This is a genomic window from Streptomyces sp. DSM 106670, assembly GCF_055792845.1.
In genome coordinates this window covers 4,809,843-4,835,886 of sequence record NZ_CM147704.1, presented here as the reverse complement: position 1 = coordinate 4,835,886, position 26,044 = coordinate 4,809,843, and the positions used below count along the sequence as shown (strand labels likewise).

The following is a 26,044-nucleotide window of genomic DNA, read 5'->3' as shown; positions in this document are numbered from 1 at the left end:
CCACAAGATCTTCCCAAACAGACCGTCAAGTCTCCTATAGTGACCAAGACTTGCGCAGGAACTATCAGCTCCAGTTGTGCATGATCGCCCGCACCCGTACCGAACTGTCCTGAATTCGACTGGTCGGTTTCGCTCGATCCGTACCGCCCGTACCGCCCGTACCGCCCGCTCCGCCCCATACCGCCCGCACCGTCCGCCACCGAGGACTCCGATTGCGCCCCTCACACCGGCCCACCGCACTCGCCCTGCTGATCTCGGCAGCCGCAACCGGCACGCTGACCCTGTGGGGCGTCGCCGCGGCCCCCGACACGGTACGGACTCCGCTGGCCTGGGGCGCGGGCGCAGCCGCCGTGCTGCTGAGCGTCTGCGTGGCCGTCACCGTCCACACCCTGGGGACCGCGCGGACGCTGCGCGCCCTGCGGGCCGCCGACGCCCAGCGGTTCACCTCCGAGACCTCGCGGCTGGTCTCCTCCTCCGCCGTCGAGGCCCAGCGCTTCACCGCGGAGACGGCCAGGATCAAGGGCGCCGCCTCCGCCGAGACCGCCCGGGTCGCCGCCGAGGCCCGCGCCGAGAACGAGCGGATCGCCGCGGACGCCGCCGCCGAGCAGGCCCGGCTCCAGGTCACCGTGGACCGGCTGACCGCCCGCGCCACCCGCGCCGAGACCGAGCGCTCCGCGGCCGTCGCCGCCTGCGCCAACGCGGCGGGGCGGATGCAGGCCCTGGCCACCAGCATGCTGGCCGACCTCCGCGAGATGGAGCACCGGCACTCCGACGAGTCCGTGCTCGGGGACCTGCTCCACCTGGACCACCGCACCGCCCAGGCGGGCCGCCTCGCCGACTCCATCGCCGTGCTGACCGGGGCCCGTTCCGGGCGGCGCTGGGCCAAGCCGATCGTCATGGAGTCGATCCTGCGCGGCGCGATGGGCCGGATCGGCAGCTACCAGCGGGTCCGGCTGCACTCCACCAGCGATGTCGCCATCGCCGGTCACGCGGCCGAGGGCGTCATGCACGCGCTCGCCGAACTCCTCGACAACGCGGCCAACTTCTCGCCGCCCACCGCCGAGGTCCATGTGTACGTGGAGGAGGTCCCGGCGGGCATCGTCATCACCGTCGAGGACAGCGGGCTCGTCATGAGCGAGGTGCAGCTGCGCCGTGCGGAGCGGGCCGTCTCGGCCGAGAACCAGGACCTCACCAACCTCTCCGGCACCCGCCTCGGGCTCGCCGTCGTCGGCCGGCTGGCCCGTAAGCACGGCCTGACCGTCTCCTTCCGGCCATCCGCCCGGGGCGGCACCGGCGCGCTGATGATGCTCCCCCAGGAGCTGATCTCCCGCGCGACCGCACCGACCGCGGCGGCCCCGGCGGCGGCCCCGACGGCGACGGCGACGATCCCGGCCCAGACCGGCCCGGACCGGGCGCAGGACCGGGCCGGCACCACCGCGCCGACCACCGCCACCGCCTCCACCCCCGCCGAGCCGGAGCCCTCGCACGCCTCGGCCGCCGGAACGGACACCGCCGACGCCGCCCCCACGGCCCGGTCCCTCGCCGAGGACGACGCCTCCACACCCCCGACCCCGGCGGCGGAGTCGGAGTCGGAGTCCACCGGCGCCGTGCCCGCGTTCGGCGAGAGCGGCCTGCCCAAGCGCCGCCGCGGCCGCACCCTGGCCGCCGCCGAAGCCCGTACCGGCAACGCCACCCCCGGCGGAGCCGACACCCCCCGGGCCCGTACCACCGACCCGAAGGTCCAGGCCGCGCGCTTCAGCACCTTCAGCAAGGCGGTACGAGCCAACTCTTCGCACCCGGAAGGCAACACCCGATGACCGCGACCACCGACGAGAAGCTCAACTGGCTGCTGGAGGGGCTGCTCGACCGCACCCCCGGTACCCGCCACGCCCTCGTCCTGTCCCGCGACGGCCTCAAGCTGTGCCGCACCCCCGAGCTCTCCGTCGACCAGGCCGACCAGCTGGCCGCGATCTCCGCCGGGATCCAGAGCCTGTCGCACGGGGCGTCCGTCGAGTTCGGCGACGGCACCGGCGGCGTGCGGTCCGCGATGGCCGAGTTCTACGGCGGCGTGCTGTTCATCGTCGAGGCGGGGGCCGGGGCCCACCTGGCCGTCGTCGCCGACGAGGACTCCGACGTCGGCCTCGTCGGCCACAACATGAGCGAGCTCGTCGAGCAGCTCGGTGAGCACCTGGTCGCCCCGCCGCGCTCACCCGTGGCAGAGAGTTCGGCCGTATGACGACGGCACCCCGCCCCCGACCGGGCCGCGACGACGATCCGGACCGGCTGTACACCCTCACCGGTGGCCGCAGCCGTTCCGACTCCGCCGCCTTCGACCTGGTGACGCTCGTCGTCGCCGAGTGCGATCCGGCCCCCGGGATGCAGTCCGAGCACGTCGCGATCCTGCGGATGTGCCAGGGCCCCACCGCCGTCGTCGAGATAGCCGCGAACCTGAACCTGCCGGTCAGCATCGTCCGCATCATGCTGTGCGATCTGCTCGACACCGGCCGGATCAGCGCCCGCCACCCCCGTACAGCCCGTGTCGCGGACCGGCTCCCCGACCCCGACATCCTGGAACAGGTGCTCGTTGGACTCCGCAACCTCTGACCGCGCCGCCCTGAGCGCGACGGCCGACAACGGACTCAAGATCGTTGTCGTCGGCGGCTTCGGGGTCGGCAAGACCACCATGGTCCGATCCGTGAGCGAGATCCGTCCGCTCAACACGGAGGAGACCATGACCCGCGCGGGCGAGGCCGTCGACGACCTCGACGGCGTCCAGGCCAAGACGTCCACCACGGTGGCGTTCGACTTCGGCCGGATCACGCTCGACGAACGCTCCGTGCTGTACCTCTTCGGCGCGCCCGGACAGGAACGCTTCTGGTTCCTGTGGGACCGGCTGTTCTCCGGCACGCTCGGCGCGGTCGTCCTCGTCGACACCCGCCGGCTCGCCGACTCCTGGTACGCCATCGACCGCCTGGAGCACCACGGCACCCCGTTCATCGTGGCGTGCAACGACTTCGGAGGCCCGCTCCACAGCGAGCAGCAGATCCGGGAGGCCCTGGACCTCTCGGAGGACGTGCCGCTGGTGGAGTGCGACGCCCGCGACCGGTCCTCCAGCAAGTACGTGCTCATCACGCTCGTCGAGCACCTCGCCGCGCTCTCCGCCGCCCGCCTCCAGGCCACCGGAACGACCGCCTCCGCGGCGGCCGCTCCCACGGCGGCCCTGGCGGCGGCCGGCCCGACCCCGGAGTCCGCCCCGTGACCACTGTCTCCGGCTGCCCCGTCACCCACACCTCCGTCCCGCTGTCCGGGCCCCGCTTCCAGATCGACCCGGTCCAGCTCTACCGGGACCTGCGCCGCGAACACGGGGCCATCGCCCCGGTCGTGCTGGACGGCGACGTGCCCGCCTGGCTCGTCCTCGGCTACCGCGAGCTGCACCAGGTCACCGGCGACCCGGTCCTGTTCAGCCGGGACTCCGACCTGTGGAACCAGTGGGACCGCATCCCGGACGACTGGCCGCTGCTGCCGATGATCGGGCGCAAGCAGAACTCGATCCTCTACACCGTCGGCGAGCGCCACAGCGTCCGCGCCATGATGATCAGCAACGCGCTGGAGGGCGTCGACCCGTTCTCCCTGAAGCGGTACGCGGAGGAGTTCGCGGACGAGCTGATCGACCGGTTCTGCACCAAGGGCTCGGTCGACATCATCGCGGAGTACGCCAAGCTGCTGCCCGCCCTGGTCCTGGCCAGGATCTACGGCTTCTCCGACGAGGAGGCGTATCCGCTGGTCGGCGCGATCAACGACATGATCGACGGCCGGGAGCGGGCGCTCGCCGGACAGCAGCACCTGGCCGCCTCGATGTTCCAGCTCCTCGCCGACAAGCACGCCGAGCCCGGCGACGACGTGGCCAGCCGGATGATCGCCGACACCGGCGGCTTCACCGACGAGGAGGTCGCCCAGGACCTCATGGTGATGATGGCGGCCGGCCACCAGCCGACCGCCGACTGGATGGGCAACTCCCTGCGCCTGATGCTCACCGACGACCGGTTCGCCGCCTCGCTCTCGGGCGGCCGGCACAGCGTCGCCGAGGCGATGAACGAGGTCCTCTGGGAGGACACCCCGACGCAGAACGTGGCCGGCCGCTGGGCCGCCCGCGACACCCACATCGGCGGCCGCCACGTCCGCGCGGGCGACCTGCTGCTCCTGGGCCTCGCCGCCGCCAACGGCGACCCGCAGGTACGCACCGACGGTTCGGCGCTGACCGGCGGCAACAACGCCTTCCTCTCCTTCGGACACGGCGAGCACCGCTGCCCGTTCCCGGCCCAGGAGACCGCCGAGGTCATCGCCCGTACCGGTATCGAGGTCCTGCTCGACCGGCTGCCGGACGTGGACCTCGCCGTCGCCCCCGAGCAGCTCACCCGCCGCCCGTCACCGTGGCTGCGCGGTCTGACGGACCTGCCGGTGCTCTTCACGCCCACCCCCGCCCTCGGCAGACCCGGAAGCCACGGAGGCCCCGCATGACCCGCATCGCGCTCGACCCGTTCGTCACCGACCTCGACGGCGAGAGCGCCGCGCTGCGGGCCGCCGGTCCGCTGGCCGAGGTGGAGCTGCCGGGCGGTGTACACGTGTACGCGGTCACCCGCCACGCGGAGGCCCGCGCGCTGCTCACCGACAGCCGGGTGGTCAAGGACATCAACGTCTGGGGCGCCTGGCAGCGCGGCGAGATACCGATGGACTGGCCGCTGATCGGCCTGGCCAACCCGGGCCGCTCGATGCTGACGGTCGACGGGGCCGACCACCGCCGGCTCCGTACGCTGGTGGCGCAGGCGCTCACGGTGAAACGGGTGGAGCGGCTGCGGGCGGGCATCGAAACGCTCACGAACGCGAGCCTGGAGAAGCTGGCGGCGCTGCCCGCCGGGGAGCCGGTCGACCTCAAGGCGGAGTTCGCCTACCCCCTCCCCATGAACGTCATCAGCGAGCTGATGGGCGTGGACGCGGCGGACCACCCGCGGCTGAAGGAGCTGTTCGAGAAGTTCTTCTCGACGCAGACGCCGCCGGAGGAGGTCCCGCAGATGATGGCGGACCTCGGAACGCTCTTCACGAAGATCGTCGACGCCAAGCGGACCAGCCCCGGCGACGACCTCACCAGCGCCCTGATCGCGGCCTCCGAGAACGGCGACCACCTCACCGACGAGGAGATCGTCAACACGCTGCAGCTGATCATCGCCGCCGGACACGAGACCACGATCAGCCTGATCGTCAACGTCGTGGAGGCGCTCCAGACCCACCCGGAGCAGCGCAAGAAGGTGTTGAACGGCGAGATCCCGTGGGACGGCGTGATCGAGGAGACGCTGCGCTGGAACACCCCGACCTCGCACGTCCTGATCCGCTTCGCGACGGAGGACATCGAGGTCGGCGACAAGGTCCTGCCCAAGGGCGAGGGCCTGATCATCTCGTTCGGCGCGCTGGGCCGGGACGAGGAGCAGTACGGCCCGACGGCGGGCGAGTTCGACGCCACCCGCACCCCGAACCGCCACATCGCCTTCGGCCACGGCCCGCACGTCTGCCCGGGCGCGGCGCTGTCCCGCCTGGAGGCGGGCATCGCGCTCCCCGCCCTCTACGAGCGCTTCCCGGAACTGGACCTGGCGGTCCCGGCGTCCGAGCTGCGCAACAAGCCGATCGTGACGCAGAACGACCTGCACGAGCTGCCGGTGAAGCTGGGCTGCCCGTTCGGCGGCGACAAGAAGTAGGCCCCCGCGCACGCGGTCCACAGGTCGGAGCGCACGTCTCATCGGACGGACACGGTTACGAAGCCGTGCCACCGAGGGACTACGCTCCGTCCCGTGGCCGACATCCAGATTCCCGCTGACATCAAGCCCGCCGACGGACGCTTCGGCGCCGGTCCTTCCAAGGTGCGGACGGAGGCGCTCGACGCGCTGGCCGCCACCGGCACCTCTCTCCTCGGTACGTCCCACCGCCAGGCCCCGGTCAAGAACCTGGTCGGCGAGGTACGGGACGGCGTCCGCAGCCTCTTCTCTCTCCCCGAGGGTTACGAGGTCATCCTCGGCAACGGCGGCTCCACCGCCTTCTGGGACGTGGCGACGCACGGTCTGATCGACTCGAAGTCCCAGCACCTGAACTTCGGCGAGTTCTCGTCGAAGTTCGCCAAGGCCGCGAAACTCGCGCCCTGGCTGTCCGACCCCACCGTCATCGCCTCCGACCCGGGCACCCACCCGGACCCGCAGGCCGAGGCGGGCGTCGACGTCTACGCCTTCACCCACAACGAGACCTCCACCGGTGTCGCCGCCCCGGTCAAGCGCGTCGCGGGCGCCGACGAGGGCGCACTCGTCCTGGTGGACGCCACCTCGGGCGCGGGCGGCCTGCCGGTCGACATCACCGAGTCCGACGTCTACTACTTCGCCCCGCAGAAGTCCTTCGCCTCCGACGGCGGCCTGTGGATCGGTGTCTTCTCCCCGGCCGCCCTGGAGCGCGCCGCCCGGATCCACGCCTCGGGCCGGCACATCCCGGAGTTCTTCTCGCTCCCGACGGCGATCGACAACTCGCTGAAGAACCAGACGTACAACACCCCGGCGCTGGCCACCCTCTTCCTGCTGAACGAGCAGCTGAAGTGGATGAACACCCAGGGCGGCCTGGACTTCACGACCGGCCGCACGGCGGCTTCGTCGGGCCACCTCTACGGCTGGGCCGACGAGTCGAAGTACGCCACCCCGTTCGTCACGGACCCGGCGAAGCGCTCGCAGGTCATCGGCACGATCGACTTCGCGGACGAGATCGACGCGGCCGCCGTCGCCAAGGTGCTGCGCGCCAACGGCATCGTGGACACCGAGCCGTACCGCAAGCTGGGCCGCAACCAGCTGCGCGTGGCGATGTTCCCGGCGATCGACCCGGCGGACGTGCAGGCGCTGACGGCCTGCATCGATTACGTGATCGAGAAGCTGTAGCCCTTCGGTTCTGTACGGCTGTACGGAGGCGGCCCGGCACCCACGTGGGTGCCGGGCCGTTTCTGCTTCACTCGACCGGGTGGCATATGCCAGAAGCGCGATCTCGGGCAGTCCCGCCCTACGATGATGCTCTCGACACCAGCCCATTCCAGGAGGCCCGCAATGTCTGCAGCAGCAGTCGAGCACCCCTGTGACGGTGAGCCGGAATTCTCGCTGCTGGACAGCGCCAACGAACTGTCCGATCAGCTCCCGGGTCGCCGCGTCGAGATCATCGGAGGCGTCATCACCGTGGCCCCGTCCCCGGACGGCCCGCACGCCGACGCGCTGACCACACTCGCGCTCCTGTTCGGAGCCGCGGGGCTCCACGGCCAGGAGTCCAGAGTCCTTCAAGGGGCCGGTCTCTGGCTGCCCAGTGGCCCCTACGACTATGCCATCCCCGATCTGGCGCTCGTCGACGCGGACTACAGAGACCATCAGGCCGAGAACGCAACCTACGACCCCAGCGTCTTCCGTCTTGTGCTGGAGGTCACCTCCGGGAACTACCAGAACGATCTCCGCAACAAGGTCACCGCCTATGCCCTGGCCAAGATCCCGGTCTACGTCATCCTCGACCGCAAGCACAGCCGGGTACACGTCCTGACCGAACCGCTCGCCGGTGGTTACGACAACCACCAGGTCTACGCGCCCGGCCAAACGGTCACCCTCCCCGACTCCATCGGCGCAGAAGTCTCCCTGGACGTCGAAGAACTCGTACGCGCGGGCAGCCCGAAACGCTGAGAGTCCTCGGAGGTCACTCCCCCGGCGCGCCCGCCAGCACCGCCCGCAGCGCGGCTATCCCCGCCAGCCACTCCTGGTCCGCGCCGGCGTCCGCCCACAGGTCCAGCGGCTCCGCGTTCTTCGCGGTGAGGCGGTCCAGGGCGCGGACGGCCAGCGGGCGCAGGTCGGCGGGGAGCGGCGGCAGGGGCTCCTTCGGGCCGTACGCCGTGGTGACGGGCTCGCCGCCGGGGCACTGGGCGGCGATCAGCGCGGCGGCGGCCACCGCCTCCTCACCGCCGTCCGCATAGTCCTCCGGCCCGGTGTCCGCGACGGCGGTCAGGACGTCCCGGAGCACATCCGCCTTCTTCGCCGTCTCCGCGTCGTCGACCCGGCCGCCGAAGTCGGCGGCGGTGTCGTTGTCGAAGTGGCCGATGTCCCAGGCGCCCATGGGGTCCCCCTCAATCCGTGTGCCGGTCAGTCCGTCGCGCTGATGTCCCCATCCTCACAGCCACCACTGACAATCGGCCTGCGCGCGAGGACGAACCCCTGCGGCACCCGCTCCGGGAACGGCCCGTCCGTCTCCCGCTCCCGCCACACCCGGGACACGACCTCCAGGCCCGCGTCCCGCAGCAGTTCGGCGATCCTCTCCGGCTGCCGCCGATGGAAGTCGAGGGAGATCTCCGTACCCCACGCCTCCGACATACGCATCGGCTCGTCGCCGACCTGGAAGCCCAGCTGTACGTGGGCGCCGGGCGCCAGCACGCGGTGGAACTCCGCGAAGACGCGCGGCAGTTCCTCGTCCGGGACGTGGATCGTCGAATACCAGGCGAGCAGGCCGCCCAGCGACGCGTCCGGCAGGCCGAGGGCGAGCATGGAGCCCTCCTCGAAGCGCAGCCCGGGGTGCTCCTGCCGCGCCACCGCGATCATCCGCGGGGAGAGGTCGATACCGAACACGTCCAGTCCCAGGCCGAGTCCGTGGAGGTACTCGGTCACCCGGCCCGTTCCGCAGCCGACATCGGCCACCGGGAGGCCGCCGCCGCTCGCCGCCGCGAGTTCCGCGAACGTACCCAACAGCGCGCGTTCCAGGGGCTTGGCGGCCAGCTCGCCGCGCGCGAACTCGACGTAGGCGGGGGCCAGGGCGTCGTACGAGTCACGGGTGGCGCGCTGGAAGTCGGTGGCCGGGCCGGAGACGGTCATGGCCGTCACTTTAGGCGGAGAGAGAGGAGGGGAGGGGAGGGCGGGAAGAGGGAGTGCTGACACCTCTCCCCTCCCTCCCCCGCCCGCTCCCTCCCCTCCCCACCCGTCCGCCATCGAGCGGCCTCGGCGTCAGGCAGCGCTGCCGGGGGGCGTCGCGAGGAGCTGCTGCTCCCAGGCGTAGGCGATACCCGAGGCTCCGCCGTGCTGGGCCTGGATCTCGATCACGGCCGGCACGGTCTCCTCGCGGGCCCAGTCGCGCTGCCACTCGGCGAGCACGGCCACCCAGGTGATCGGCACGACACCCGCCTGGACCATGCGTCGCACCGCCGTCTCGTGCGACTCCACCGAAGCGCCTCCCGAAGCGTCGACGACGGCATAGACCTCGAAGCCCTCACCGGCCGCCTGTATGGCGGGCATCGCCAGGCAGACCTCCGTCCAGAGCCCCGCGAGGATCAGCTTCTTGCGCCCGGTCGCCTTGACGGCGTCGACGACGCGCTCGTCCTGCCATGTGTTGACGAGGGTCCTGTTGATCGGCTTCTGCTCCGGGAACACATCCTGTATCCCCTGGAGGATCAGGCCGCCGCGCTCCTCCAGGACGGTCGTCAGAATGGTCGGGACGTCAAACGCCTTGGCCGCCTTGGCGAGGCCGACGACGTTGTTGACGACCATCGTCGGCTCATGGCTGTTCAGGTTGGCGACCTGGAACGGCTGATGGTCGATCAGCACCAGGACGCTCTCCTCGGGCGTCAGCAGCGCATCGAGTCCGGCCTTGTTCTGGGTGCTCATGGGTTCCCCTTCTGGAGCGTCGCGCCCGTGGATCCGGACGACGACCGGCATTCCGACATCATTTGGTTGACGCGTCATCCACATTAGGCATGGATGGTTGATGGGTCAACCACCACTCGGGGCGGGCGACTTGGCGCCCATGCCGAGGATCCGGTGGAGACAGTCCGTACGGCCTCGCTACGCTCCTCGCATGAACGCGACGCCTCGCTGGCTCACCCCGGACCAGCAGGCCGCCTGGGACGGCTTCATCCGCATGCAGGAGAAGCTCATCGGACGGCTCTCCCGCCAGGTCCAGGCAGACTCCCGGATGTCCCCCGCCGACTACCTCGTGCTGGCCAAGCTCACCGAGGCCGGCGGACGTATGCGCTTCATGGACCTCACCAAGCTGGTGGAGTGGGAGAAGAGCCGCATGTCCCACCAGGTGGCGCGGATGGCGAAGCGCGGCCTGGTGGCCAAGGAGGAATGCCCCGACGACGGACGCGGCTCCTTCATCGTCGCCACCCCGGCCGGCCGGGAGGCGATCGAGGAGGCCGCGCCCCTGCACGTCGAACATGTCCGGCGGCTGTTCATCGACGCGCTCACCCAGGAAGAGCTGGACGCCCTCGCCCGCATCGCGAACCGCGTCCTAGCCCACATGGAGAAGCAGCCCGACTGACCGGCTCCGGACAACGCCGCGCCGTACGCATCGGCTAGCGAGGCAGGGTCAGACGGGTTTGAGCAGCTCGCGGAGGTTGCTCATGCGTAGCTTGACGTCGGCGATGTCGGCGGTGTCGGCGGTGCGAGTCGCGTCCTCCTCGCCCAGGGAGTGGGCTTCGCGGCAGGGGCGGCAGAGCCCGTCGAAGAGGGCTTCGGGGCGGCCGGGCCGGCCGCAGTCGGTGCATTCCATGAGGATGCGGCGGGCCGGGCCGGGGCTGCTGGACCGGGCGTTCCCGGTGGGTAGCCGCGGAGGGATCTTGTCGACGAGACGGCGGCGGACGAAGCCGACCGGGCTGTCGACCTGGGCGGGAAGCCCTGCCGTGAGGGCCCTGGTCAGGTAGTCGACGGTCACACCCCGGGCGAGCCATTCCGTCGCCTGCGCTTCCAGGGCGGCACAGTCGGCGGCGGAGAGCGTCAGCCGATGATCGTCACGGCCGAGGCGGGCGAGGGCGAGGTAGGCGGGGGACGTCAAGCTGGCCGCTTCCGGGGCAGGCGGCGCGGGCTCGGCGTCCGGAGCCGGTTCCTGGTCCGGGGTGCGCTGGTGCGGTACGGCGGGGAGTTCGGGGGCCTGTTCCGTACGGGATTCTTCCGGTGCGGGCGCCGGTTCCTCGGCCAGGCCCCCGAGTGGCGGGAGCGCTGCGTCGAACTCCGGGATGTCCGGTCCGGAACTCGCGGCCGAGCTGCTGTTCTCGGTGGCGAGGTAGGTGTTCCACCACTCGTTGTCGCGTGCGGTGCGGGACCAGAAGGAGCGGAAGACCCAGCGGGTTTCGTCGCGCGCGTTGGTGACGGAGCACCGGACGCGTCGCAGGTGCCCGGCGACGGAGAGGGCGTTCAGGGCGGTGGAGATGGCTTGCTGCCCGTAGAGCGGGAGCTGTTTGGCCAGCTGCTTGACGCTCATCGCGGCACCGTCGGGAAGGTGGTCGACGAATCCGGCGACGTAGCGTTCGCGCGTCGGCAGGAGGCAGAAGTCGTTGCGCGTCCGGGCCTGCTGCCCCGGGGCGGAGCGTTTGCCGTACCCGGGATTGGCCATCGGGTAAGCGGCGGAAAGTGCGGGGGCAGGCGGGGCGGAGCTAATGTGCTGTGTAGCCACGAGGTCGGCTTTCTGCTGCGTGTCGATCTTGCGGTGAGACCCCGGCCTGGTGCTGTAACACCGCGTCGGGGTCGTTTAGTTCTCGCACCGTAAGCGGCGGTCACGCTGCGCCGCAAGCTGTCACGATTAGTCATACTTCCTGGCCGTGACGGGGTGGGGAGGGAGGGTAGGTTTTCCCCAACCCCCTTCTTCTACCTACCGGTTAAGGAAGGCGCTCGAACCTCGGGTCTCGCATCCCGAAGCCCGAGTCTCGGCACCCGAGCTTCGGGCCGGGGCCCCTTTCACGTACCCCCGGAAGAGTGACCGGACCGCCCCGAAGCCCGAGGCCGGGGGCTCGGGACCCGAGCTTCGGGGTCGGTAGGGAACTTGGGCGGACCGGCTCGGAACGCCCCGCCAAGCTCAGGACGCTCATGCCAGTACTCACCCGTCATCGGTTGCGCGCAACTGCCGTGTCTGGACGACGATCTGCAATTCCGCGCAATGCATCGGTGGCCTCGCGCGATCCGCCGCATTCTGGATCCCCACCCAGCACAGACGGAGGGCTCGATGACGCACCTGAGGTTCCTCGGTACGACCAGCGACGACGGAGACTGCCCCACGCTCTACGAGGTCGAGGGCACCACCGACATCCTTGTTCAGGGCGACCGCGTGACCGACCCCGAGCAGCTTGCCCAGCTCCGCGATGTGAAGGACAGCGAGACGTTCGTACTGGTGCCACGCGCCCTCCTGGTCCGCTTCGCTCCACGCACCACCCGTCCCGAGATGGTGCCGTTCTCCGAGATCGCCCCGCTGTTCCGCGAGTTCAAGCACACCGCGTTCCGGCTGGAGACCCGGCGCGGATACGCCTCCGACCGCAACGGCCCGAAGTGGGAACGGTGGAAGAGCGGCGCGGACATCGCGACGGAGCCGGACAACGCATGGCGCGAGAACGTCCGCGCGCAGACAGCGGAGGGGAAGCGGTTCGAACGGGTCCGGCTCGTTGACCAGCCCCTCACCGAGGGGCAACGGTTCCTTCTCGCCAGTGGGCACAGCAACGTGTCGGCAGGCGAGGACATCCGCAACCTGCCCCGGGCCGAGGCCGAGCGCATCGGCCTGCCGGACCACGACTTCTGGCTGTTCGACTCCAGGCTCGTCGCACGGTTCGTCTTCGACGAGAACGACACAACGCTCGGCGTCGTCCTCAGCGAGGACCCGGCCGAGGTCGCAGCTGCCTGTCAGGCGCGAGACGCGGCCTGGCACCACGCGACCCGCACCGCTGATTTCGCGAAGGCGGTAGCTTCGACAGGGTGAGCACCGACTTCCAATCCGCGCGGATCGCTCTCGGAGCACGGCTCCGCGAGCTACGAAGTGAAGCCGGTCTCAACGGCAAGGGAGTGGCCGAGGCCCTCGGCTGGCAACGCTCGAAGGTCTCGCGCCTGGAGACGGGAAAGCAGACCCCCACCGCGAGGGACCTCACGGAGTGGTCTCAAGCGGTGGGGCGGCCTGACGTGGCAACCGAGCTACGGGGACGACTCGTCGGACTGGAATCGCAGTACCGGTCGTGGCGACGACAACTCGCCGGTGGTCATCGGGCACGCCAGGAGTTGGCCGTCACCGAGACGACGGCTACGAAGCTCATCCGAGGCGTGGAAGTGTCGCGCATTCCGGGCCTGTTCCAGACTGCGGATTACGCCCGGCACACGTTTCAGGCGAACGCCGAGTTCCGCAGGATCCCTCGGGACATCGAGGCAGCGGTCCGGGCACGTATGCGCCGCCAAGAGGCGTTGTACGAGGCCGGCAAGCTCTTCCGGTTCGTGGTGTGGGAAGCGGCACTGTACGTACTGACCTGCCCCCGCGAAGTCATGGCCGCACAGCTGGACCGCCTCGCCGGGCTGATCGGCCTGGACACCGTCGAGATCGGTGTGGTGCCCCTCGGCGCGCAACTGCGGCGTGCACCGGGCCACGGGTTCTGGATCTATGACCGGCGTCGCGTGATCGTCGAAACGCTCAACACCGAGATGTGGCTCGACGACGAGGAGAACGTTGTTCTGTACGAGCGGGCGTGGGACCTGATGGCCGAAGCCGCGGTCCAGGGGCCTCAGGCGCGGCGCTTGATCGGTCGGGCGCGGGCGTCGCTGGAGCTCGACTAGCCAACTGCGCTCAACGTGTCGAGCAGGATTCGCAACCCGGCGCAATCGCCCATCACATGCCCCCTCAGCTCTCTAACGTGCTGGTCATGGCCACGCCGAGGCGTGCCGCCCTTGCCCACACCTGCCCGAAGGAAGAGAGCCATGAGCGCGCTGACCATGCCCTCAGCCCGGCCGGAAGCCACCTACCGCAGACTTCTTGGCCACACCACGACCTGCGCCAGCTGCCGTGCCGGAGTCTCCTGTCCGACAGCTGTGCGGTTGGGTCGTGCTTGGCGGGAGGCGCGGCGCGGATGAGGTGTTTCGCGGAGGGGGTCGCGCACGAGTCTCCGGTCGAGGACGAGACGGGTGCCTATTGTCCGGAGCATGGGGTGACGCTGTTGTGGCGTGGTGATCCGATCACTGCCGCCGATGTGTCTGGAGGGGCGGTCGTTGCTCTGGACGCTTTGTCGGCGGGTGCGGAGGGTCCGTGCAGCGTTGTCTGCCGTAGTGCGTTGGTGACGGACCTGGCCGGGGTGCATGCCCTGTGCCGCTTGCCGGAGTGCACCTGCCCGTGCCACGTATTGACCCCTGCTTTCCGGGATGCCGGATGACCTTCGACCTGTCGGTCGCGGATGTCCGTACGTGTGAGGCGTGTTGGCGCGCACCGGTGACCGCCGTCCGGCGCACTGTCCTTGGTCGGGATCTGTTGTGCCGGGCGTGTGCCGAGGGTGGCTGTCCGCGCCGGGTTGATGTCTTTCCGCCGTACGGGATCTACCGACTGCACCACCGTGTCGACCAGTCAGCTTCACCGATCAGAGGAGATGGACGATGACCAGCACCCCCGTACCCGTCGAGGCCGGCAAGCATGGAGGGCCGCCGTCGGACAAGCCCTGGACCCCGCCGCAGGAGCCGAAGCCGTCGCCGGACGGCAGCCGGCCCCAGTTTGTGCCGCAGTCATGAGCACCGCGCAGGAGGTTCCTACGTACTCGGCGCTGGTGCAGGAGTTGGCCGATGGTGGGCTGCTCACTGCCCGTTGGCGGCGGGTGTTCGATGCTGTGCCGCGTAGTGGGTTCGTCCCGGCCGATGTGTGGCGGCAGCTCCCGGACCGGTGCGAGCCGGTGGTGGGGACGGACGCGTGGCTGGCGTTGGTGAACAGCGACGAGCCGGTCGTCACACAACTCGACGACGGGGACGAGGACGGACCCGGCATCGCGACGTCGTCGAACTCGATGCCCTCGATGGTCGCCCGCATGCTCGGCCTGCTCGACATCGAGGACGATCAGCGGGTGTTGGAGATCGGGACCGGCACCGGGTACGTCGCTGCGTTGCTGTGTGAGCGGCTCGGTGACGACCTGGTCCACAGCGTCGAGCTGGACCCGGTCGTGGCCCGGCAGGCAGCCGACGCTCTCGCTCAGGCCGGGTACCGGCCGCATCTGCGGGTCGGCGACGGCGAGCAGCCCTGGCCCGGCCTGGGCCCGGTCGACCGGCTCATCGCCACCTGCGCCCTGCGCTACATCCCGTACACACTGCTCCGACAAGTCCGGCCCGGCGGGATCGTCGTCGCCCCGCTCGCCCGGGAGTTCTGGTCCGGAGCCCTGGTCCAGCTCCACGTCCAGGACGACGGCACCGCGACCGGCCCGTTCCGCGGCGGAGCCACGTACATGCCGATGAGAGCGCATCGCGTGCCTGATCTCCACGACGTACACGGAGAAGGGCGGGCGCGTGCCGCAGGTCTGGACCCCGCCCTCCTCCTCGACCTCGGGTTCGCCCTCTACGCCGGGGCCCGGCTCCCCGGCGTACGCCTCATCCACCAGAACACCGACAACGGCGTCCAAGTGTGGGCGACCCGCGAAAACGGAGCCGCCGCGACAGCCGCCACCGGAGAGGAAGCGTGGCAGTACGGGCCCGGATTCCTCTGGGAAGAGATCGAACAGACCTGGTGGGAGTACGAGACGGAAGGTCGGCCCGACGCCGAACAGTTCGGGCTGACCGTCACCGACCGGGGGCAGCAGGTATGGCTACGCGACCCGCACGAGGTCATCCGGCCTGGCCGGCCCTAACGGGCACCCGGCACGGGCGGGTTGCCCGTCCAGCGTCGCTCGCCGTCCTCCCACTCCCCCGTCGGCGCGAGCCCCGCCGCCGACGCCACCGCCTCCGACGCGGCGTGGTCGGGGTGGACATGGGCGACGAGCGTCCGGACGCCCCCGGCCGAAGTCAGGTGTGCCGCAAGGCCCTTCGCCGCCTCGCTCGCGTAGCCCCGGCCCTGCCACGGCGTCCCGACCACCCAGGCGATCTCCGCACGCGGACCCCGTACGGTCGCCTGGACGTATCCGGCCAGGCGCCCGTCCGCACGGACCCGGAGCACCCAGTTCCACCACAGCTCGCCGGGGTCCGGCGAACCGGCGCACTGCCGCTCGTACCGGGACCGCAGTGCGGCCGGGTCCGGCGGGCCGCCCCCGGTGAACACGTACAACGCCGGGTCCGCGAGGACGGCCGCCATCTCCTCGGCGTATGCCGGATCGAGGGGCAGCGCGTCGAGGCGAGGTGTGGTGAAGGGCAGGGGCCCGGTGGTGGTCGGCACGGCCCTCGACCCTACGCCGACCGTCCGCACCGGGCACCTGATTTCGGCAGCTCACCGCCGGTGCGCGAGGCCCTTCACCGGCTCAGGCGCTGGAAGCGGCGGACCGCCAGCGGCAGGAAGACCAGCGTGATCACCAGCGGCCACACCACCGCCATCAGCACGGCGTGCTCCTCCACCCAGGTGCCGCCGCCCGCCACCGGGTTGCCGAACAGTTCGCGGGTGGCCGTCGCGGTCGAGGAGATCGGGTTCCAGGCCGCGACCGTGCCCAGCCAGCCGGGCATCAGGGACGGGGCGACGAAGGTGCTGGAGATCATCGTGAGGGGGAAGGCGACCGCGTACAGTCCGCCCGCCGCCTCCGGGGTGGGCACCAGCATGCCGAGCCAGACGCCGACCCAGATCAGGCTGAACCGCAGCAGCAGGAGCAGTCCGAACGCTCCGAGCGCCGCCATCGCCCCGCCGTCCGCGCGCCAGCCGATCAGCAGCGCCGTGACGGCCAGGATGGTCAGTTCGGCGGCGGCCACCACCAGATCGGCCGCCCCGCGCCCGGAGGCGAAGGCGGAGGGGGCCATCGGCATGGACCGGAAGCGGTCGACGACCCCCTTCGAGACGTCGGTGACGACGGCCACGGCGGTGTTCATGAAGCCCATGGCCATCGTCATGGCGAACATGCCGGGCATCAGGAACACCCGGTAGTCCCCGCCTCCGGGCACCTTCATCGCGCTGCCGAAGACGTACCCGTACAGCAGGACGGAGAGGATCGGGAAGCCGAGCTGCCAGACGATGGCGGAGGGGTGGCGCTGGTAGTGGGTCAGGGTGCGGCGGGTGATGTTCCAGCAGTCGGAGACCGCCCAGTAGGGGAGGCTCCGTTCGAGCGTGGTCATGCCGCCGCCACCTCTCGCGCGTCGTGGTTCCCGGTGCCGTGTTCCGTGCCGTGGCCCGGGTCGGGTTCCGTGTCGGGTTCCGTGCCGTGACCCGTCAGGCGCAGGAACACGTCGTCCAGGCTCGGCCGGCGCAGCCCGATGTCCTCCACCGCGATCCCGTCGTCCTGGAGGCTCCGGGCCACCTCGGTGAGCGCGGCCACCCGGTCGGCGACCTGGGCGTGCACCCGGCGGGTGGTGGCGTCGGTGACGACGAGACCGCCGCCGGCCACCCGGTCCACCGTCCTCGCCACCGTGGCGAGGTCCCCCGCGTCGGCGGCCACGACCTCGATCCGGTCACCGCCGACCCGGTCCTTGAGCGCGTCCGGGGTGTCGTCGGCGATGGCCCGCCCCCGGTCGATGACGGTGATGTGCGAGGCGAGCCGGTCCGCCTCGTCCAGGTACTGCGTGGTCAGCAGCACCGTCGTACCGCCCGCCACCAGGGCCCGGACCGCGTCCCAGACCTCGCCCCGGCCGCGCGGGTCGAGCCCGGTCGTCGGCTCGTCCAGGAAGAGCACATCGGGGGAAAGGATCATCGAGGAGGCGAGATCGAGCCGTCGCCGCATGCCGCCGCTGTACTCGCCGGCGCTCTTGTCGGCCGCCTCGACCAGGTCGAACCGCTCCAGCAGCTCCCCGGCGCGCTGCCGGGCCCGGCGGTTGCCGAGGTGGAAGAGCCGCCCGAACATCTCCAGGTTCTGCCGCCCGGTGAGGCCCTCGTCGACGGCCGCGTACTGACCGGTGAGCCCGATCCGGCTCCGTACGCGGCGGGGTTCGCTGGCCACGTCGAGCCCGGCGACCTCGGCCCGGCCCGCGTCGTACCGCAGGAGCGTGGCGAGGACCCGCACGGCGGTGGTCTTGCCGGCCCCGTTCGGGCCGAGCAGTCCGTGGACGGTGCCGGGGCGGACGGCGAGGTCGAATCCGTCGAGCGCCCGCTTCTCCGTCCCGCCCTTCCCCCGGTACCGCTTCACCACGCCTTCGGTAAGCACCGCGTACCCGGACGCGGTTTCCGGCATGGACATGGACGTGGATGTGGACATGGACACAGGCATGGCGCGACCCCCTGTTTCTCCGACCGACAGAAGCCAATTGAGTACACCGCACCCCACACTGAGTACGGTGTACTCTCATACGGGTACGGTGTACCCACATCCGTTCCGGAGCATTACGCTGACCCCATGGCGAAAGACGGATCGACAGCGGCGACGGACGGCACGGCCACCGGGAGCGGCGACATCGCGCGCAGCCTGGAACTCCTGTGGGGCACCGGGGAGCGCCCCAGCCGCGGCCCCAAACCGGGCCTCACGCTCGACCGGATCGTCACGGCCGCGGTCGCCGTCGCGGACGCGGAAGGGCTGGCCGCCGTCTCCATGCGCCGGCTCTCCACCGAGCTCGGCACGGGCACGATGTCGCTCTACCGGTACGTCCCCGGCAAGGCCGAACTGCTGGACCTGATGCTCGACCGGGTACTGGGCGAGCCGCTGCCCTCGGACACCGGCACGGACACGGGCACGGGCACGGAAGCGGGCGCGGACCCCGCCGACACGTCCGGGGCACCCGCCGAACCGGCCGACGCCCCGGCCGACTGGCGGGCGGCGATCGACACCATGGCCCGCACCTACCTGGACAACCTGCGCCGCCACCCCTGGCTGCTGAAGATCAACCAGGCCCGTACGGTGCTCGGCCCCAGCGCCCTGCGCGGGCTGGAGCTCTCGCTCACCTCGCTACGGACCATGGGGCTGCGCGACCCCGAGCTGATCGGCGTGATCATCACGGTGAACAGCTTCGTGGAGGGCCTCGCCCGCACCCAGGCCGACGAGGCGGAGGCGGTGGCGCAGACCGGGCTGAGCGACGAGGAGTTCTGGGACAACCAGCGCCCCTACCTGGAACGGGCCATGCTCAGCGGCGCTTACCCGATGATGGCGGGCATGTCGGAGGACACCTTCAGCCCCGACTTCGACCACTTCGAGTTCGGGCTGCGACGGCTGATCGCCGGATTCGAGGCCCTGGTCGCGGAGCGGACGGCGGAACGGGCAGCGGAGAGTACGTCGGGGACGGCGGGGACGGCGGGGACGGCGGGGACCTCGGGCTGAACAGCAGCCCGGACATGACAACGCTCCCGGCCCGTGCCCCAATGGATATATGGACGCCAGCCGGGAGCTCGCTCCTTTCGTCAAGCAGTACGCCGTCCTGCTGAGCACCCACCGGCAGGACGGGACCCCCGTCGGCACACCGGTCAACATCGCCGTCGAGGGCGATCACGCGTTCATCCGCACGTTCTCCTCCGCCTGGAAGGTCGAGCGGATGCGCAACCACCCGCAGGTGGAGCTCGCCCCCTGCACGGTCCGGGGCAGACCCACCGGACCGCAGATCAGGGCGCACGCGCGGCTGCTGCGGCCGGGCACGAAGGAGAACACGCACGCGGCGCGGATGATGTCGCGCAAATACCCGATCGTGCAGGGCGTGCTGGTCCCGCTCGCGCACCGGCTGAAGCGGGACCGGACGCTGCACTACGAGGTGTGGCCGGTGACGGACGACACCTGAGGCGACAGCCGCCTCATCCCTGACCGCGCCGCCGCTTCAGCGCGAGCCAGAGGGCGGCCACCCCGACGAGGACGGCGGCCCCGAGCGCCGCGTTGCCGCCACCGTCACCATCCCCGTCACCTGCCTTGTCGGCGTCGCCCCGCGCGCCGCCCTTCGAAGGAGCCCCGGAGCCGGAGCCGGAATCCGAACCGTTCCCCGGCCCGCCCTTCACCTCCACCCGGACGACACCGCTGCGCGCGCCCTCCGAGCCGAACATCAGGGCCGTGCCGTCCGCCGTGTACGTCACCGACTCCGCCTGGCGCTGGAACGGTGCGGCGACCGGCCGGTCCGCACCGAGGCGGCCGTTCTCGAAGGCGTACTCGCGGGCGCTGAAGTACGAGCGCAGCGCCAGCCGGGTGCCGTCGGGCGAGAAGGCCCCGTCCGTCACCCACGGCACCTCGCCCACCCGCCGGAACACGTTCGTGGAACCGGCGGTCAGCTTCGCGGGCCCTTCGTAGAGGCCGCCGCCGTCCTCGTTCTTGGAGGCGATGTAGACCCGGCCGGTCTTGGGGTGGACCATCAGCGCCTCGGCGTTGCGGGCCCCGTCGGCGTACTTCACGTCGTACTGGACGGCCGTGACGGTCGCGTCGCGCAACTGCTTCGGCTCGGGGAACCGGTAGATCCAGACGTGGTCCCAGCTGCCGTCCAGATTGTCGCCGATGTCACCGACGTAGATGTCGCCGTCCGGACCGATGGAGATGCCCTCGACGTCCCTCGGCTCCCCCACGCCGCGCATGGTGATGGTGGCGAGGGTCTTCCCGGTGCGGGAGTCGACGGCGAAGACGTAGGGGCCGTCGTCGCTGTCGTTGTGCGTCCAGTAGACGCCGGGGTGCGCACGGCTGGCGGCGAGGCCGCTGGACTCGGTGATGCGGGGGTCCTCGATCGTGAAGTCACGGTCGGGCCGCCCGTCGTCGGCCATGGCCGGACCGGCCCCGGCGAACAGCAGAAGGGCGGCGGCGAGGGCTGCGGCACGGGTGCCCGTCGGGCCGGTCGGATACGAACGCATGGCCCAAGTGTCCATCGTCACGTCGCAGGCCGGAGCCGTGATCGGCCATGATGACGCCATGCGTTTCCTCTTCGTCGGCGATTCCATGACCATCGGGAGCGCCGGCGACGTCACCTGGCGCTACCGGATGTGGCAGCACCTGGAGGCATCCGCCGGCCTCCCGTACGAGATCGTCGGCCCGCGCTCGACGCTGTACGACGCCGGGGCGGGCGCCCCGCTCTCCCACGCGTACGCCGACCCGTCCTTCCCGCTCGCCGCCCGTCGGCATCTGTCCGGCTGGGGCGAGGGCTGGCTGCACATGGCCCCGGTGATCGCGGACGCGGTGCGCGAGACGGAGGCGGACGTCCTGCTGGTCTCGCTCGGCCTGATAGACCTCGGGTTCTACACGGACGCCGGGCAGACGGCGGCCAACGCCCGCGCCTTCATCGCGGCGGCGCGCACGGCGAACCCGCGCATCCGCATGGTGCTGCTCCCGGTGATACCGAACGTCCGGGCCGAGACGGACGCCCCCTTCGCCGCCTCCTGCGCCCACTTCAACGAACTGCTGGCCAAGGCGGTGGCCGACCTCGACACCCCGTCGTCCCCGATCCTGCTGGCGTCACGCCCGCCGGGCTACGACATCCACACGGACACGTACGACGGCACCCACCCGGGCCCGACGGGCGAACACAAGCTCGCCGCCACCTTCGCCGACGCGATGCACCAGGCGTGGGGGCTGGGCGGGCCGTATGCCGGGCAGCGGGTTCCGGCGCAGTCCTTGCCCGCCTGACGCCCTCCCGGCTCATTCCCCCGTCCGCTGCGACCCCAGCATCGACAGGGCCAGCTGGGTCAGTTCGCCCGAGACCTCGCCGGGGCGGGCCCGGCGGCAGCGGCGGGCGTGGTGGGCCATCAGTTCGTGGACCGTGCCGACCATCACCATCACGTCGACCCGGTGGTCCCGGTCCTCCGCCTCGCCGCGCTCCACCGCACGCTCGGCCTCCCCGGTCAGGAACTCCGTCCACAGCGCCCGCCAGAGCTTGCAGTGCTCGTCCACCACGGCGCTCACGCCCAGCACTTCGACGAACGTCACGCGGGCCTCGCGCGGGTCGCTGGTGACGGACTCCACATAGGCGTCGAAGAGCCGCCGGACCCGCTCCGCGATCGAGCACTCCTCGATGCCCTCGGTCAGCAGGGCGCTCTCCGCCGCCCGCAGCCCGGTCGTCGTGACCCGGTTGTGGAGGGCGATGAGCAGCCCCTCCCGGGAGCCGTACTCCTGACGCAGCACCTCGACCGGCACGCCGGCCGCCTCGCACACATCGTGCTCGGCGGTCTCCCGGTATCCGTTGACGCCGTACAACTCCCTGGCTGCTTCCAGAAGTTGTTCGCGCGCCTGGGTGCGCGCGACATCCCCGGGCCCGGTCCGCTGAACCGTCCAGCTCTCCGCCACCGGTCCTCCTTGAGCGCAAGGTGCGGGAGAGGGGCCTGCGCGCCTCTGCACGAACCGCCGCCCCATTGTGCTCGCCCCACCGCCGTCCGGACGGCCGCGCCACACCCGTACGGGCGAATACCCGCACGCGGAAACGCTTCTTCTTTGCGCGCCCCGGATGCGCCCCCGTGCTCGGCCCTCAGGTGCGCCGCGTCGCACGGCGAACCCCGCGTTGAACGCGTTCAAACGGCTCTGCCACGATGGCCACAGCTGCCGCCCCGGCCGGGCGCGCCGCGTACATCACCGTGCGCAAGGGGGGCTCAACGGTGAGAACGATGGAGAAGAAGCGGCCCTACGGGCTGTCGTTGCTGCTCTCGATCCTGGTCCTGCACCTGGAAGCAGCGATCATGCTCGTCGCCAACATCGTGTACGGCGTCACCCAGGAGTCGCCGAACACCGGCGTCGGCGGTTCGGCGATGTTCGTCCTGCTGCTGCCCGTGCTCGCCGTGTTCACGACCAGCGCCGCAGCCGTCCTGTCCCTGGCCCTCGTCCTCCCGACCGCCTGGCTGAGCGAAGTGCTGGGCCGCCGCTTCGGCGGGCGCGAGGTGTGGTGGTGGGTTCCGGTGGTGGCGGCGGCCGTCTCGCTCCTGGTGGTCGGAGCCGTTGTCGCTCTGTCCGGGGGCGCGGGGCCCGTCGCGGTCACGACAGGCTGGTTCCTGACCACGGCCGCGCTGACCGTTCCGGCCCTGCTCTGGCGGTCACGGCGGAAGCGGGTCTTCGGGCCCGTGCTGCTGTGGGGCGTGGCCGCCGTGGTCCTCACCGCCGTCCTCGGCGGCACCGGCCTGGCGACGGGGCTGCTCCGGGAGTACCGCCCACCGGCGGTCACCTCGGCGGACATCGTCGGCACCTGGTCCGACGGAAGGGGCGGGACGCTCACCTTCACCGCGGACGGCCGGGTCACCGCCGTCGACGTCGACGAGGAAGCGCTCGACGTCTGGGGCGAGTACGGCGCGACGGACCAGGAGCCGTCGGGCCCGCAGGACGGCCACAAGAGCTGTACGGGGCAGGGCAGCTGGACCTTCGAGCCCGGCACGGACCGCTGGTCGCAGGGCGTGGACGTGAGCTTCGAAGCGTGCTCGTACGCCATCTGGAACATCGGCGGCACGGAGAGCCGGCCCACCCTCTACCAGTACATCGGCGACCCGGACTCCTGGGACCTGTACAAGCTGACGAGGTCCGCCGGGAGCTCCGGCAGCGGCACTTCGGCTTGACCCTGACGTACGGGGCAGGGGTTAGCGTCACCGCACCCCAGCCGCCGAAACCCCGGCCCTGTCAGGGCCGGAGCCGAGGAGCCCGCCATGCCCGCCGTCCCGCACCCGCCCCGTACCGCACGGGAGGTCCGGCTGACCTCCGTACCCGAAGGTCTGCCCGCACCGGAGAACTTCGCCGTCGTCGAAGCGCCTCTGCCGGCACCCGGCGCCGGCCAGGTGCTCGTCCGCAACCGTGCCTTCCTCGTCTTCCCGGGGCTGCGCACCCTGATCGGCGGAGAGGTCGACGGAGTGCCGCTCCCCGCCCTGCGCAGCGGCGACACCCTGTTCGGCCCCGCCGTCGGCGAGGTGGTCGCGGCGGCGGAGGGCAGCCCGCTGCGGCCGGGCGACACCGTCACCCACCTCCAGGGGTGGCGGGACCACGCCGTGGTGGACGCCGCCCACTGCACGCCCGTCCGAGACGTCCTGCCGGACCCCGTCGCCCACCTGGCCCAGGGCTCGTCCGCCTACGGGGCCCTGACCCGCCTGGCCGGGGTCCGTGCCGGTGACACCGTCCTGGTCACCGGCGCGGCCGGGGCCGTGGGCACGCTCGCGGGCCAGATCGCCCGGCTGCTGGGCGCGGGGCGGGTGATCGGCAGCACCCGGTCCGCCGGAAAGGCCGAGCGGCTGGTCGCCGAACTCGGTTACGACGCCGTCATCCTGGGCGACGCCGACACCCCGTTCGCCGCCCAGCTCGCCGCCGCCGCGCCCGAGGGCATCGACGTCCTGCTCGACAGCGTCGGCGGTGAACAGCTCGCGGCGGCCGTCCACGCGGCCCGCCAGGGGGCCCGCTTCGCCCTGGTCGGGGCGCTGTCCGGACAGCTGTCGGCGCGACGGGCGGGCGGCAGCTCACCAGTGGAGATCGATTCCTTCCGGGTCATCACCCGGGGCGTCTCGCTACGCGGCTACAGCGGCGCGGACCATCCCGACGTCGAGCAGGAGTGGACCGGACGGTTCGGGCAGTGGCTGCGCTCCGGCGAGATCGTCTTCCCCCACACCCGGATCCCGGGCATCGATCGCGCTCCGCAGGCGTTGCAGGAGTTGATCGGGGGCCGGCACTTCGGCGCCGTGGTCGTGGAGTTGCCGTAGCGGAGGCCGGGGCGGACGGCCGGGAGCGGGGAATCGGGGGCGGGCGTCCATGCGGATCGGTGAGGCGGCAGCGGCGGCGGGCTGCACCCCCAGAGCGCTGCGGCTGTACGAGGAACGCGGGCTGCTCCCGCCGCCCGGCCGCACGGCCTCGGGCCAGCGCGACTACCGGCCCGCCGAGGTCGCCCTGCTCCGCGTCATCCGCGAGCTCCTGAGTTCCGGGTTCACCATTGAGGACCTGCGTTCCTGCGCCGACCGTCTCCACCTCCTCACCGAGGACCCGCCACCGCGGTGCGGCGCCGCCGACGCTCCGGAGGGTTCCGGGTCCGGTGTCGTCGGCCGCCGGCTCGCCGCCCTCGACGCCGAGATCGCCCGGCTCGTCCGGCTCCGCGAGGAGCTGGCCCGCCGGGTCTTCGGCGACGACGCCCGCCGGCCCGCCCCGAAGCCTGCCGCGGCCACCGGCCCGGTCCCGGTCCCGGGCACCCCGCCGGTCACGGTCACCGCCTCGGCCATCGGCCCGGTCAGCGCCCCGGCCACCGCCCCGGTCACCGAGCCGACCGTCACAGTCGGGCCACGGGTCCTTCTCGACTGAGCCACCATCAAGGTCACAGAACGTACGGTTCGCAAACCGGAACGCCCCATTCTCGTGCTGAACATACCTTTTGGCCGCCCCACTCAAGGCCCCCAGAGGCCCGATCGGCCACACAGGGTTGTCACAGGCGCAACTTAGGCTCCCTTTATGCGTATCTCCAAGAACCTCATCGGGCTGGCCGCCGTCGGCATTCTGGCGGCCGGTTGCGGCTCCTCGTCGAGCGACGACTCCGCCGGCTCCTCCGGATCGGCCGGCTCCGCCAGCCAGGCTCCCAGCGAGGAGGCCAAGGCTCCCGAGCCGGGCGCGGACCTCGCGGTCCCGGTGACCGGGCCGCAGCCGGACGTCCTCGCGTCCAGCTCCGACCCCAAGCTCAAGGTCACCCCGAAGCCCGCCAACGGCGCGTCGTTCACCGAGAAGGTCGAGCACAAGCTCCAGGAAGACCTGCTCGGCCGCCTCAAGGTGCCGGGGAAGACCAGCGCGAACTGCCCGGACGGGGTGACCCAGAAGGCCAGTGCCGTCAGCATCTGCAACGTGACCTACGAGGGCGCGACCGTCCCGTACGAGATCGAGATCAGCGAGAAGTACAAGCCGGGCAGCTTCCTCACCTTCTACAACAGCACCCCGAAGAAGGGCCTGCTGGTCGCCAAGAACGCCTACGACCGGTTCTGGACCGCCAACAAGGGCCGTTCCGACATCAGCAAGCTCTCCTGCGAGGAGCTGCCCGCGGCCAAGGCCGTGGACGAGGAGACCGAGACCGGCTTCCACTGCCAGTACTGGGGCAAGTACGCGGGCGAGGACGGCAAGGGCGGCTTCGTGAAGCTCGGCATCAAGGTCAACCGGCACAACGTGGACTTCTTCGAGGTCCGCTGACGTCCGCCGACGTCCGACGGCTACAGGGACGTCCGACGGCTACGGGGACATCACCGATGGGACCGCTCCCGCGGTCAGGCGCGGGGCGGTCCCATCGGCGGCTCGGCC

At 71.2% G+C, this 26,044-nt stretch carries 28 protein-coding genes; 19 read left to right on the top strand and 9 right to left on the bottom strand.

The genetic code is table 11. The features are described 5' to 3' along the window. Positions 1 to 212: 212 nt before the first annotated feature. From ACSMXR_RS21400 to ACSMXR_RS21365, 8 genes are all read left to right on the top strand, one after another. Positions 213 to 1,817 carry a sensor histidine kinase gene (locus ACSMXR_RS21400; protein ID WP_473169685.1) on the top strand — a complete coding sequence of 535 codons (1,605 nt, stop codon included), beginning with the start codon at positions 213 to 215 and terminating at the stop codon, positions 1,815 to 1,817. Beyond that, positions 1,814 to 2,236: a roadblock/LC7 domain-containing protein gene (locus tag ACSMXR_RS21395; protein WP_030083168.1), complete on the top strand. Its 423-nt coding sequence runs from the start codon at positions 1,814 to 1,816 to the stop codon at positions 2,234 to 2,236. The genes ACSMXR_RS21400 and ACSMXR_RS21395 overlap by 4 nt, the downstream gene beginning before the upstream one ends. Continuing rightward, complete coding sequence (locus ACSMXR_RS21390) at positions 2,233 to 2,604, top strand: DUF742 domain-containing protein (RefSeq protein WP_030083166.1); 372 nt, start codon at positions 2,233 to 2,235, stop codon at positions 2,602 to 2,604. Before ACSMXR_RS21395 ends, ACSMXR_RS21390 begins: the two co-directional genes overlap by 4 nt. After that, positions 2,585 to 3,259, top strand: a complete 675-nt coding sequence (locus tag ACSMXR_RS21385; RefSeq protein WP_218525222.1) for a GTP-binding protein — start codon at positions 2,585 to 2,587, stop codon at positions 3,257 to 3,259. Before ACSMXR_RS21390 ends, ACSMXR_RS21385 begins: the two co-directional genes overlap by 20 nt. Next, positions 3,256 to 4,518: a cytochrome P450 gene (locus ACSMXR_RS21380; protein WP_137234768.1), complete on the top strand. Its 1,263-nt coding sequence runs from the start codon at positions 3,256 to 3,258 to the stop codon at positions 4,516 to 4,518. Before ACSMXR_RS21385 ends, ACSMXR_RS21380 begins: the two co-directional genes overlap by 4 nt. Beyond that, positions 4,515 to 5,747, top strand: coding sequence for a cytochrome P450 family protein (locus ACSMXR_RS21375; protein ID WP_473169684.1), 1,233 nt, complete (start codon positions 4,515 to 4,517; stop codon positions 5,745 to 5,747). Before ACSMXR_RS21380 ends, ACSMXR_RS21375 begins: the two co-directional genes overlap by 4 nt. A 93-nt stretch (positions 5,748 to 5,840) precedes the next feature. After that, a complete protein-coding gene (serC, locus tag ACSMXR_RS21370; protein ID WP_473169683.1) occupies positions 5,841 to 6,959 on the top strand; it encodes a phosphoserine transaminase in 1,119 nt (372 codons plus the stop codon). Between the two features lie 162 nt (positions 6,960 to 7,121). Then, the gene (locus ACSMXR_RS21365; RefSeq protein WP_137234765.1) at positions 7,122 to 7,736 is read left to right on the top strand and encodes a Uma2 family endonuclease; all 615 of its coding nucleotides are present in this window, start codon (positions 7,122 to 7,124) and stop codon (positions 7,734 to 7,736) included. Positions 7,737 to 7,749: 13 nt separating this feature from the next. Here ACSMXR_RS21365 and ACSMXR_RS21360 read toward each other — a convergent pair whose 3' ends face one another. From ACSMXR_RS21360 to ACSMXR_RS21350, 3 genes are all read right to left on the bottom strand, one after another. After that, the gene (locus ACSMXR_RS21360; RefSeq protein ID WP_137234764.1) at positions 7,750 to 8,163 is read right to left on the bottom strand and encodes a DUF4259 domain-containing protein; all 414 of its coding nucleotides are present in this window, start codon (positions 8,161 to 8,163) and stop codon (positions 7,750 to 7,752) included. A 26-nt stretch (positions 8,164 to 8,189) separates the two neighbouring features. Beyond that, on the bottom strand, positions 8,190 to 8,912 hold the full coding sequence (locus ACSMXR_RS21355; protein WP_473169682.1) for a class I SAM-dependent methyltransferase: 723 nt from the start codon (positions 8,910 to 8,912) through the stop codon (positions 8,190 to 8,192). Between the two features lie 129 nt (positions 8,913 to 9,041). Next, positions 9,042 to 9,698, bottom strand: coding sequence for a hydrolase (locus ACSMXR_RS21350; protein WP_086779660.1), 657 nt, complete (start codon positions 9,696 to 9,698; stop codon positions 9,042 to 9,044). Positions 9,699 to 9,888: 190 nt separating this feature from the next. Here ACSMXR_RS21350 and ACSMXR_RS21345 point away from each other — a divergent pair, with 190 nt between their 5' ends. After that, positions 9,889 to 10,353, top strand: a complete 465-nt coding sequence (locus ACSMXR_RS21345; protein WP_137234762.1) for a MarR family winged helix-turn-helix transcriptional regulator — start codon at positions 9,889 to 9,891, stop codon at positions 10,351 to 10,353. A 48-nt stretch (positions 10,354 to 10,401) separates the two neighbouring features. Here the strand turns inward: ACSMXR_RS21345 and ACSMXR_RS21340 are convergent, their stop codons facing one another. Further along, the gene (locus ACSMXR_RS21340) at positions 10,402 to 11,484 is read right to left on the bottom strand and encodes a MarR family transcriptional regulator (RefSeq protein ID WP_473169681.1); all 1,083 of its coding nucleotides are present in this window, start codon (positions 11,482 to 11,484) and stop codon (positions 10,402 to 10,404) included. Between the two features lie 546 nt (positions 11,485 to 12,030). On the opposite strand from ACSMXR_RS21340, the gene ACSMXR_RS21335 reads away from it, so the two are divergent. The 3 genes from ACSMXR_RS21335 to ACSMXR_RS21325 all read left to right on the top strand — a co-directional run bounded on the left by ACSMXR_RS21335 (position 12,031) and on the right by ACSMXR_RS21325 (position 15,652). Beyond that, the gene (locus ACSMXR_RS21335) at positions 12,031 to 12,774 is read left to right on the top strand and encodes a DUF6879 family protein (RefSeq protein ID WP_473169680.1); all 744 of its coding nucleotides are present in this window, start codon (positions 12,031 to 12,033) and stop codon (positions 12,772 to 12,774) included. Beyond that, on the top strand, positions 12,771 to 13,613 hold the full coding sequence (locus tag ACSMXR_RS21330; RefSeq protein ID WP_137234759.1) for a helix-turn-helix domain-containing protein: 843 nt from the start codon (positions 12,771 to 12,773) through the stop codon (positions 13,611 to 13,613). Before ACSMXR_RS21335 ends, ACSMXR_RS21330 begins: the two co-directional genes overlap by 4 nt. Positions 13,614 to 14,548: 935 nt before the next feature. Beyond that, a complete protein-coding gene (locus tag ACSMXR_RS21325) occupies positions 14,549 to 15,652 on the top strand; it encodes a methyltransferase domain-containing protein (protein ID WP_473169679.1) in 1,104 nt (367 codons plus the stop codon). Here the strand turns inward: ACSMXR_RS21325 and ACSMXR_RS21320 are convergent. From ACSMXR_RS21320 to ACSMXR_RS21310, 3 genes are all read right to left on the bottom strand, one after another. Continuing rightward, positions 15,649 to 16,173, bottom strand: a complete 525-nt coding sequence (locus ACSMXR_RS21320; RefSeq protein ID WP_086778706.1) for a GNAT family N-acetyltransferase — start codon at positions 16,171 to 16,173, stop codon at positions 15,649 to 15,651. The two genes, ACSMXR_RS21325 and ACSMXR_RS21320, sit on opposite strands and share 4 nt — an antisense overlap. Positions 16,174 to 16,247: 74 nt before the next feature. Continuing rightward, on the bottom strand, positions 16,248 to 17,054 hold the full coding sequence (locus ACSMXR_RS21315; protein WP_376185327.1) for an ABC transporter permease: 807 nt from the start codon (positions 17,052 to 17,054) through the stop codon (positions 16,248 to 16,250). After that, positions 17,051 to 18,127 (bottom strand): ATP-binding cassette domain-containing protein, encoded by a 1,077-nt coding sequence (locus ACSMXR_RS21310; protein WP_473169678.1) that lies wholly within the window; start codon positions 18,125 to 18,127, stop codon positions 17,051 to 17,053. Before ACSMXR_RS21310 ends, ACSMXR_RS21315 begins: the two co-directional genes overlap by 4 nt. A gap of 138 nt (positions 18,128 to 18,265) precedes the next feature. Here ACSMXR_RS21310 and ACSMXR_RS21305 point away from each other — a divergent pair, with 138 nt between their 5' ends. Beyond that, on the top strand, positions 18,266 to 19,180 hold the full coding sequence (locus tag ACSMXR_RS21305; protein WP_473169677.1) for a TetR/AcrR family transcriptional regulator: 915 nt from the start codon (positions 18,266 to 18,268) through the stop codon (positions 19,178 to 19,180). A 49-nt stretch (positions 19,181 to 19,229) separates the two neighbouring features. Then, positions 19,230 to 19,631 carry a PPOX class F420-dependent oxidoreductase gene (locus ACSMXR_RS21300; protein WP_030628202.1) on the top strand — a complete coding sequence of 134 codons (402 nt, stop codon included), beginning with the start codon at positions 19,230 to 19,232 and terminating at the stop codon, positions 19,629 to 19,631. A 13-nt stretch (positions 19,632 to 19,644) separates the two neighbouring features. On the opposite strand, the gene ACSMXR_RS21295 is transcribed toward ACSMXR_RS21300, so the two are convergent. After that, entirely contained in the window at positions 19,645 to 20,676 is a 1,032-nt protein-coding gene (locus tag ACSMXR_RS21295) for a WD40 repeat domain-containing protein (RefSeq protein ID WP_473169676.1), read from the bottom strand. Here ACSMXR_RS21295 and ACSMXR_RS21290 point away from each other — a divergent pair. Next, on the top strand, positions 20,675 to 21,445 hold the full coding sequence (locus ACSMXR_RS21290) for a GDSL-type esterase/lipase family protein (RefSeq protein ID WP_473169675.1): 771 nt from the start codon (positions 20,675 to 20,677) through the stop codon (positions 21,443 to 21,445). The two genes, ACSMXR_RS21295 and ACSMXR_RS21290, sit on opposite strands and share 2 nt — an antisense overlap. Before the next feature lie 12 nt (positions 21,446 to 21,457). Here ACSMXR_RS21290 and ACSMXR_RS21285 read toward each other — a convergent pair whose 3' ends face one another. After that, positions 21,458 to 22,102: a TetR/AcrR family transcriptional regulator gene (locus tag ACSMXR_RS21285; RefSeq protein ID WP_137234749.1), complete on the bottom strand. Its 645-nt coding sequence runs from the start codon at positions 22,100 to 22,102 to the stop codon at positions 21,458 to 21,460. 314 nt (positions 22,103 to 22,416) lie between these two features. On the opposite strand from ACSMXR_RS21285, the gene ACSMXR_RS21280 reads away from it, so the two are divergent. The 4 genes from ACSMXR_RS21280 (at position 22,417) to ACSMXR_RS21265 (ending at position 25,936) form a co-directional block, all read left to right on the top strand. Beyond that, entirely contained in the window at positions 22,417 to 23,352 is a 936-nt protein-coding gene (locus tag ACSMXR_RS21280; RefSeq protein WP_473169674.1) for a hypothetical protein, read from the top strand. 87 nt (positions 23,353 to 23,439) lie between these two features. Then, positions 23,440 to 24,477: an MDR family NADP-dependent oxidoreductase gene (locus ACSMXR_RS21275; RefSeq protein ID WP_473169673.1), complete on the top strand. Its 1,038-nt coding sequence runs from the start codon at positions 23,440 to 23,442 to the stop codon at positions 24,475 to 24,477. 49 nt (positions 24,478 to 24,526) lie between these two features. Continuing rightward, entirely contained in the window at positions 24,527 to 25,066 is a 540-nt protein-coding gene (locus tag ACSMXR_RS21270; protein ID WP_473169672.1) for a MerR family transcriptional regulator, read from the top strand. A gap of 147 nt (positions 25,067 to 25,213) precedes the next feature. After that, positions 25,214 to 25,936, top strand: a complete 723-nt coding sequence (locus ACSMXR_RS21265; RefSeq protein ID WP_364890607.1) for a hypothetical protein — start codon at positions 25,214 to 25,216, stop codon at positions 25,934 to 25,936. The last annotated feature ends 108 nt before the right edge of the window (positions 25,937 to 26,044 follow it).

Bases quoted from the DNA above. Each gene is read 5' to 3' on its own strand.
- ACSMXR_RS21395 (WP_030083168.1), top strand. From the start codon at position 1,814: ATGACCGCGACCACCGACGAGAAGCTCAACTGGCTGCTGGAGGGGCTG.
- ACSMXR_RS21390 (WP_030083166.1), top strand. From the start codon at position 2,233: ATGACGACGGCACCCCGCCCCCGACCGGGCCGCGACGACGATCCGGAC.
- ACSMXR_RS21375 (WP_473169684.1), top strand. From the start codon at position 4,515: ATGACCCGCATCGCGCTCGACCCGTTCGTCACCGACCTCGACGGCGAG.
- ACSMXR_RS21365 (WP_137234765.1), top strand. From the start codon at position 7,122: ATGTCTGCAGCAGCAGTCGAGCACCCCTGTGACGGTGAGCCGGAATTC.
- ACSMXR_RS21360 (WP_137234764.1), bottom strand. From the start codon at position 8,163: ATGGGCGCCTGGGACATCGGCCACTTCGACAACGACACCGCCGCCGAC.
- ACSMXR_RS21355 (WP_473169682.1), bottom strand. From the start codon at position 8,912: ATGACCGTCTCCGGCCCGGCCACCGACTTCCAGCGCGCCACCCGTGAC.
- ACSMXR_RS21350 (WP_086779660.1), bottom strand. From the start codon at position 9,698: ATGAGCACCCAGAACAAGGCCGGACTCGATGCGCTGCTGACGCCCGAG.
- ACSMXR_RS21345 (WP_137234762.1), top strand. From the start codon at position 9,889: ATGAACGCGACGCCTCGCTGGCTCACCCCGGACCAGCAGGCCGCCTGG.
- ACSMXR_RS21335 (WP_473169680.1), top strand. From the start codon at position 12,031: ATGACGCACCTGAGGTTCCTCGGTACGACCAGCGACGACGGAGACTGC.
- ACSMXR_RS21325 (WP_473169679.1), top strand. From the start codon at position 14,549: ATGAGCACCGCGCAGGAGGTTCCTACGTACTCGGCGCTGGTGCAGGAG.
- ACSMXR_RS21315 (WP_376185327.1), bottom strand. From the start codon at position 17,054: ATGACCACGCTCGAACGGAGCCTCCCCTACTGGGCGGTCTCCGACTGC.
- ACSMXR_RS21310 (WP_473169678.1), bottom strand. From the start codon at position 18,127: ATGTCCACATCCACGTCCATGTCCATGCCGGAAACCGCGTCCGGGTAC.
- ACSMXR_RS21305 (WP_473169677.1), top strand. From the start codon at position 18,266: ATGGCGAAAGACGGATCGACAGCGGCGACGGACGGCACGGCCACCGGG.
- ACSMXR_RS21300 (WP_030628202.1), top strand. From the start codon at position 19,230: ATGGACGCCAGCCGGGAGCTCGCTCCTTTCGTCAAGCAGTACGCCGTC.
- ACSMXR_RS21290 (WP_473169675.1), top strand. From the start codon at position 20,675: ATGGCCCAAGTGTCCATCGTCACGTCGCAGGCCGGAGCCGTGATCGGC.
- ACSMXR_RS21295 (WP_473169676.1), bottom strand. From the start codon at position 20,676: ATGCGTTCGTATCCGACCGGCCCGACGGGCACCCGTGCCGCAGCCCTC.
- ACSMXR_RS21280 (WP_473169674.1), top strand. From the start codon at position 22,417: ATGGAGAAGAAGCGGCCCTACGGGCTGTCGTTGCTGCTCTCGATCCTG.
- ACSMXR_RS21275 (WP_473169673.1), top strand. From the start codon at position 23,440: ATGCCCGCCGTCCCGCACCCGCCCCGTACCGCACGGGAGGTCCGGCTG.
- ACSMXR_RS21270 (WP_473169672.1), top strand. From the start codon at position 24,527: ATGCGGATCGGTGAGGCGGCAGCGGCGGCGGGCTGCACCCCCAGAGCG.
- ACSMXR_RS21265 (WP_364890607.1), top strand. From the start codon at position 25,214: ATGCGTATCTCCAAGAACCTCATCGGGCTGGCCGCCGTCGGCATTCTG.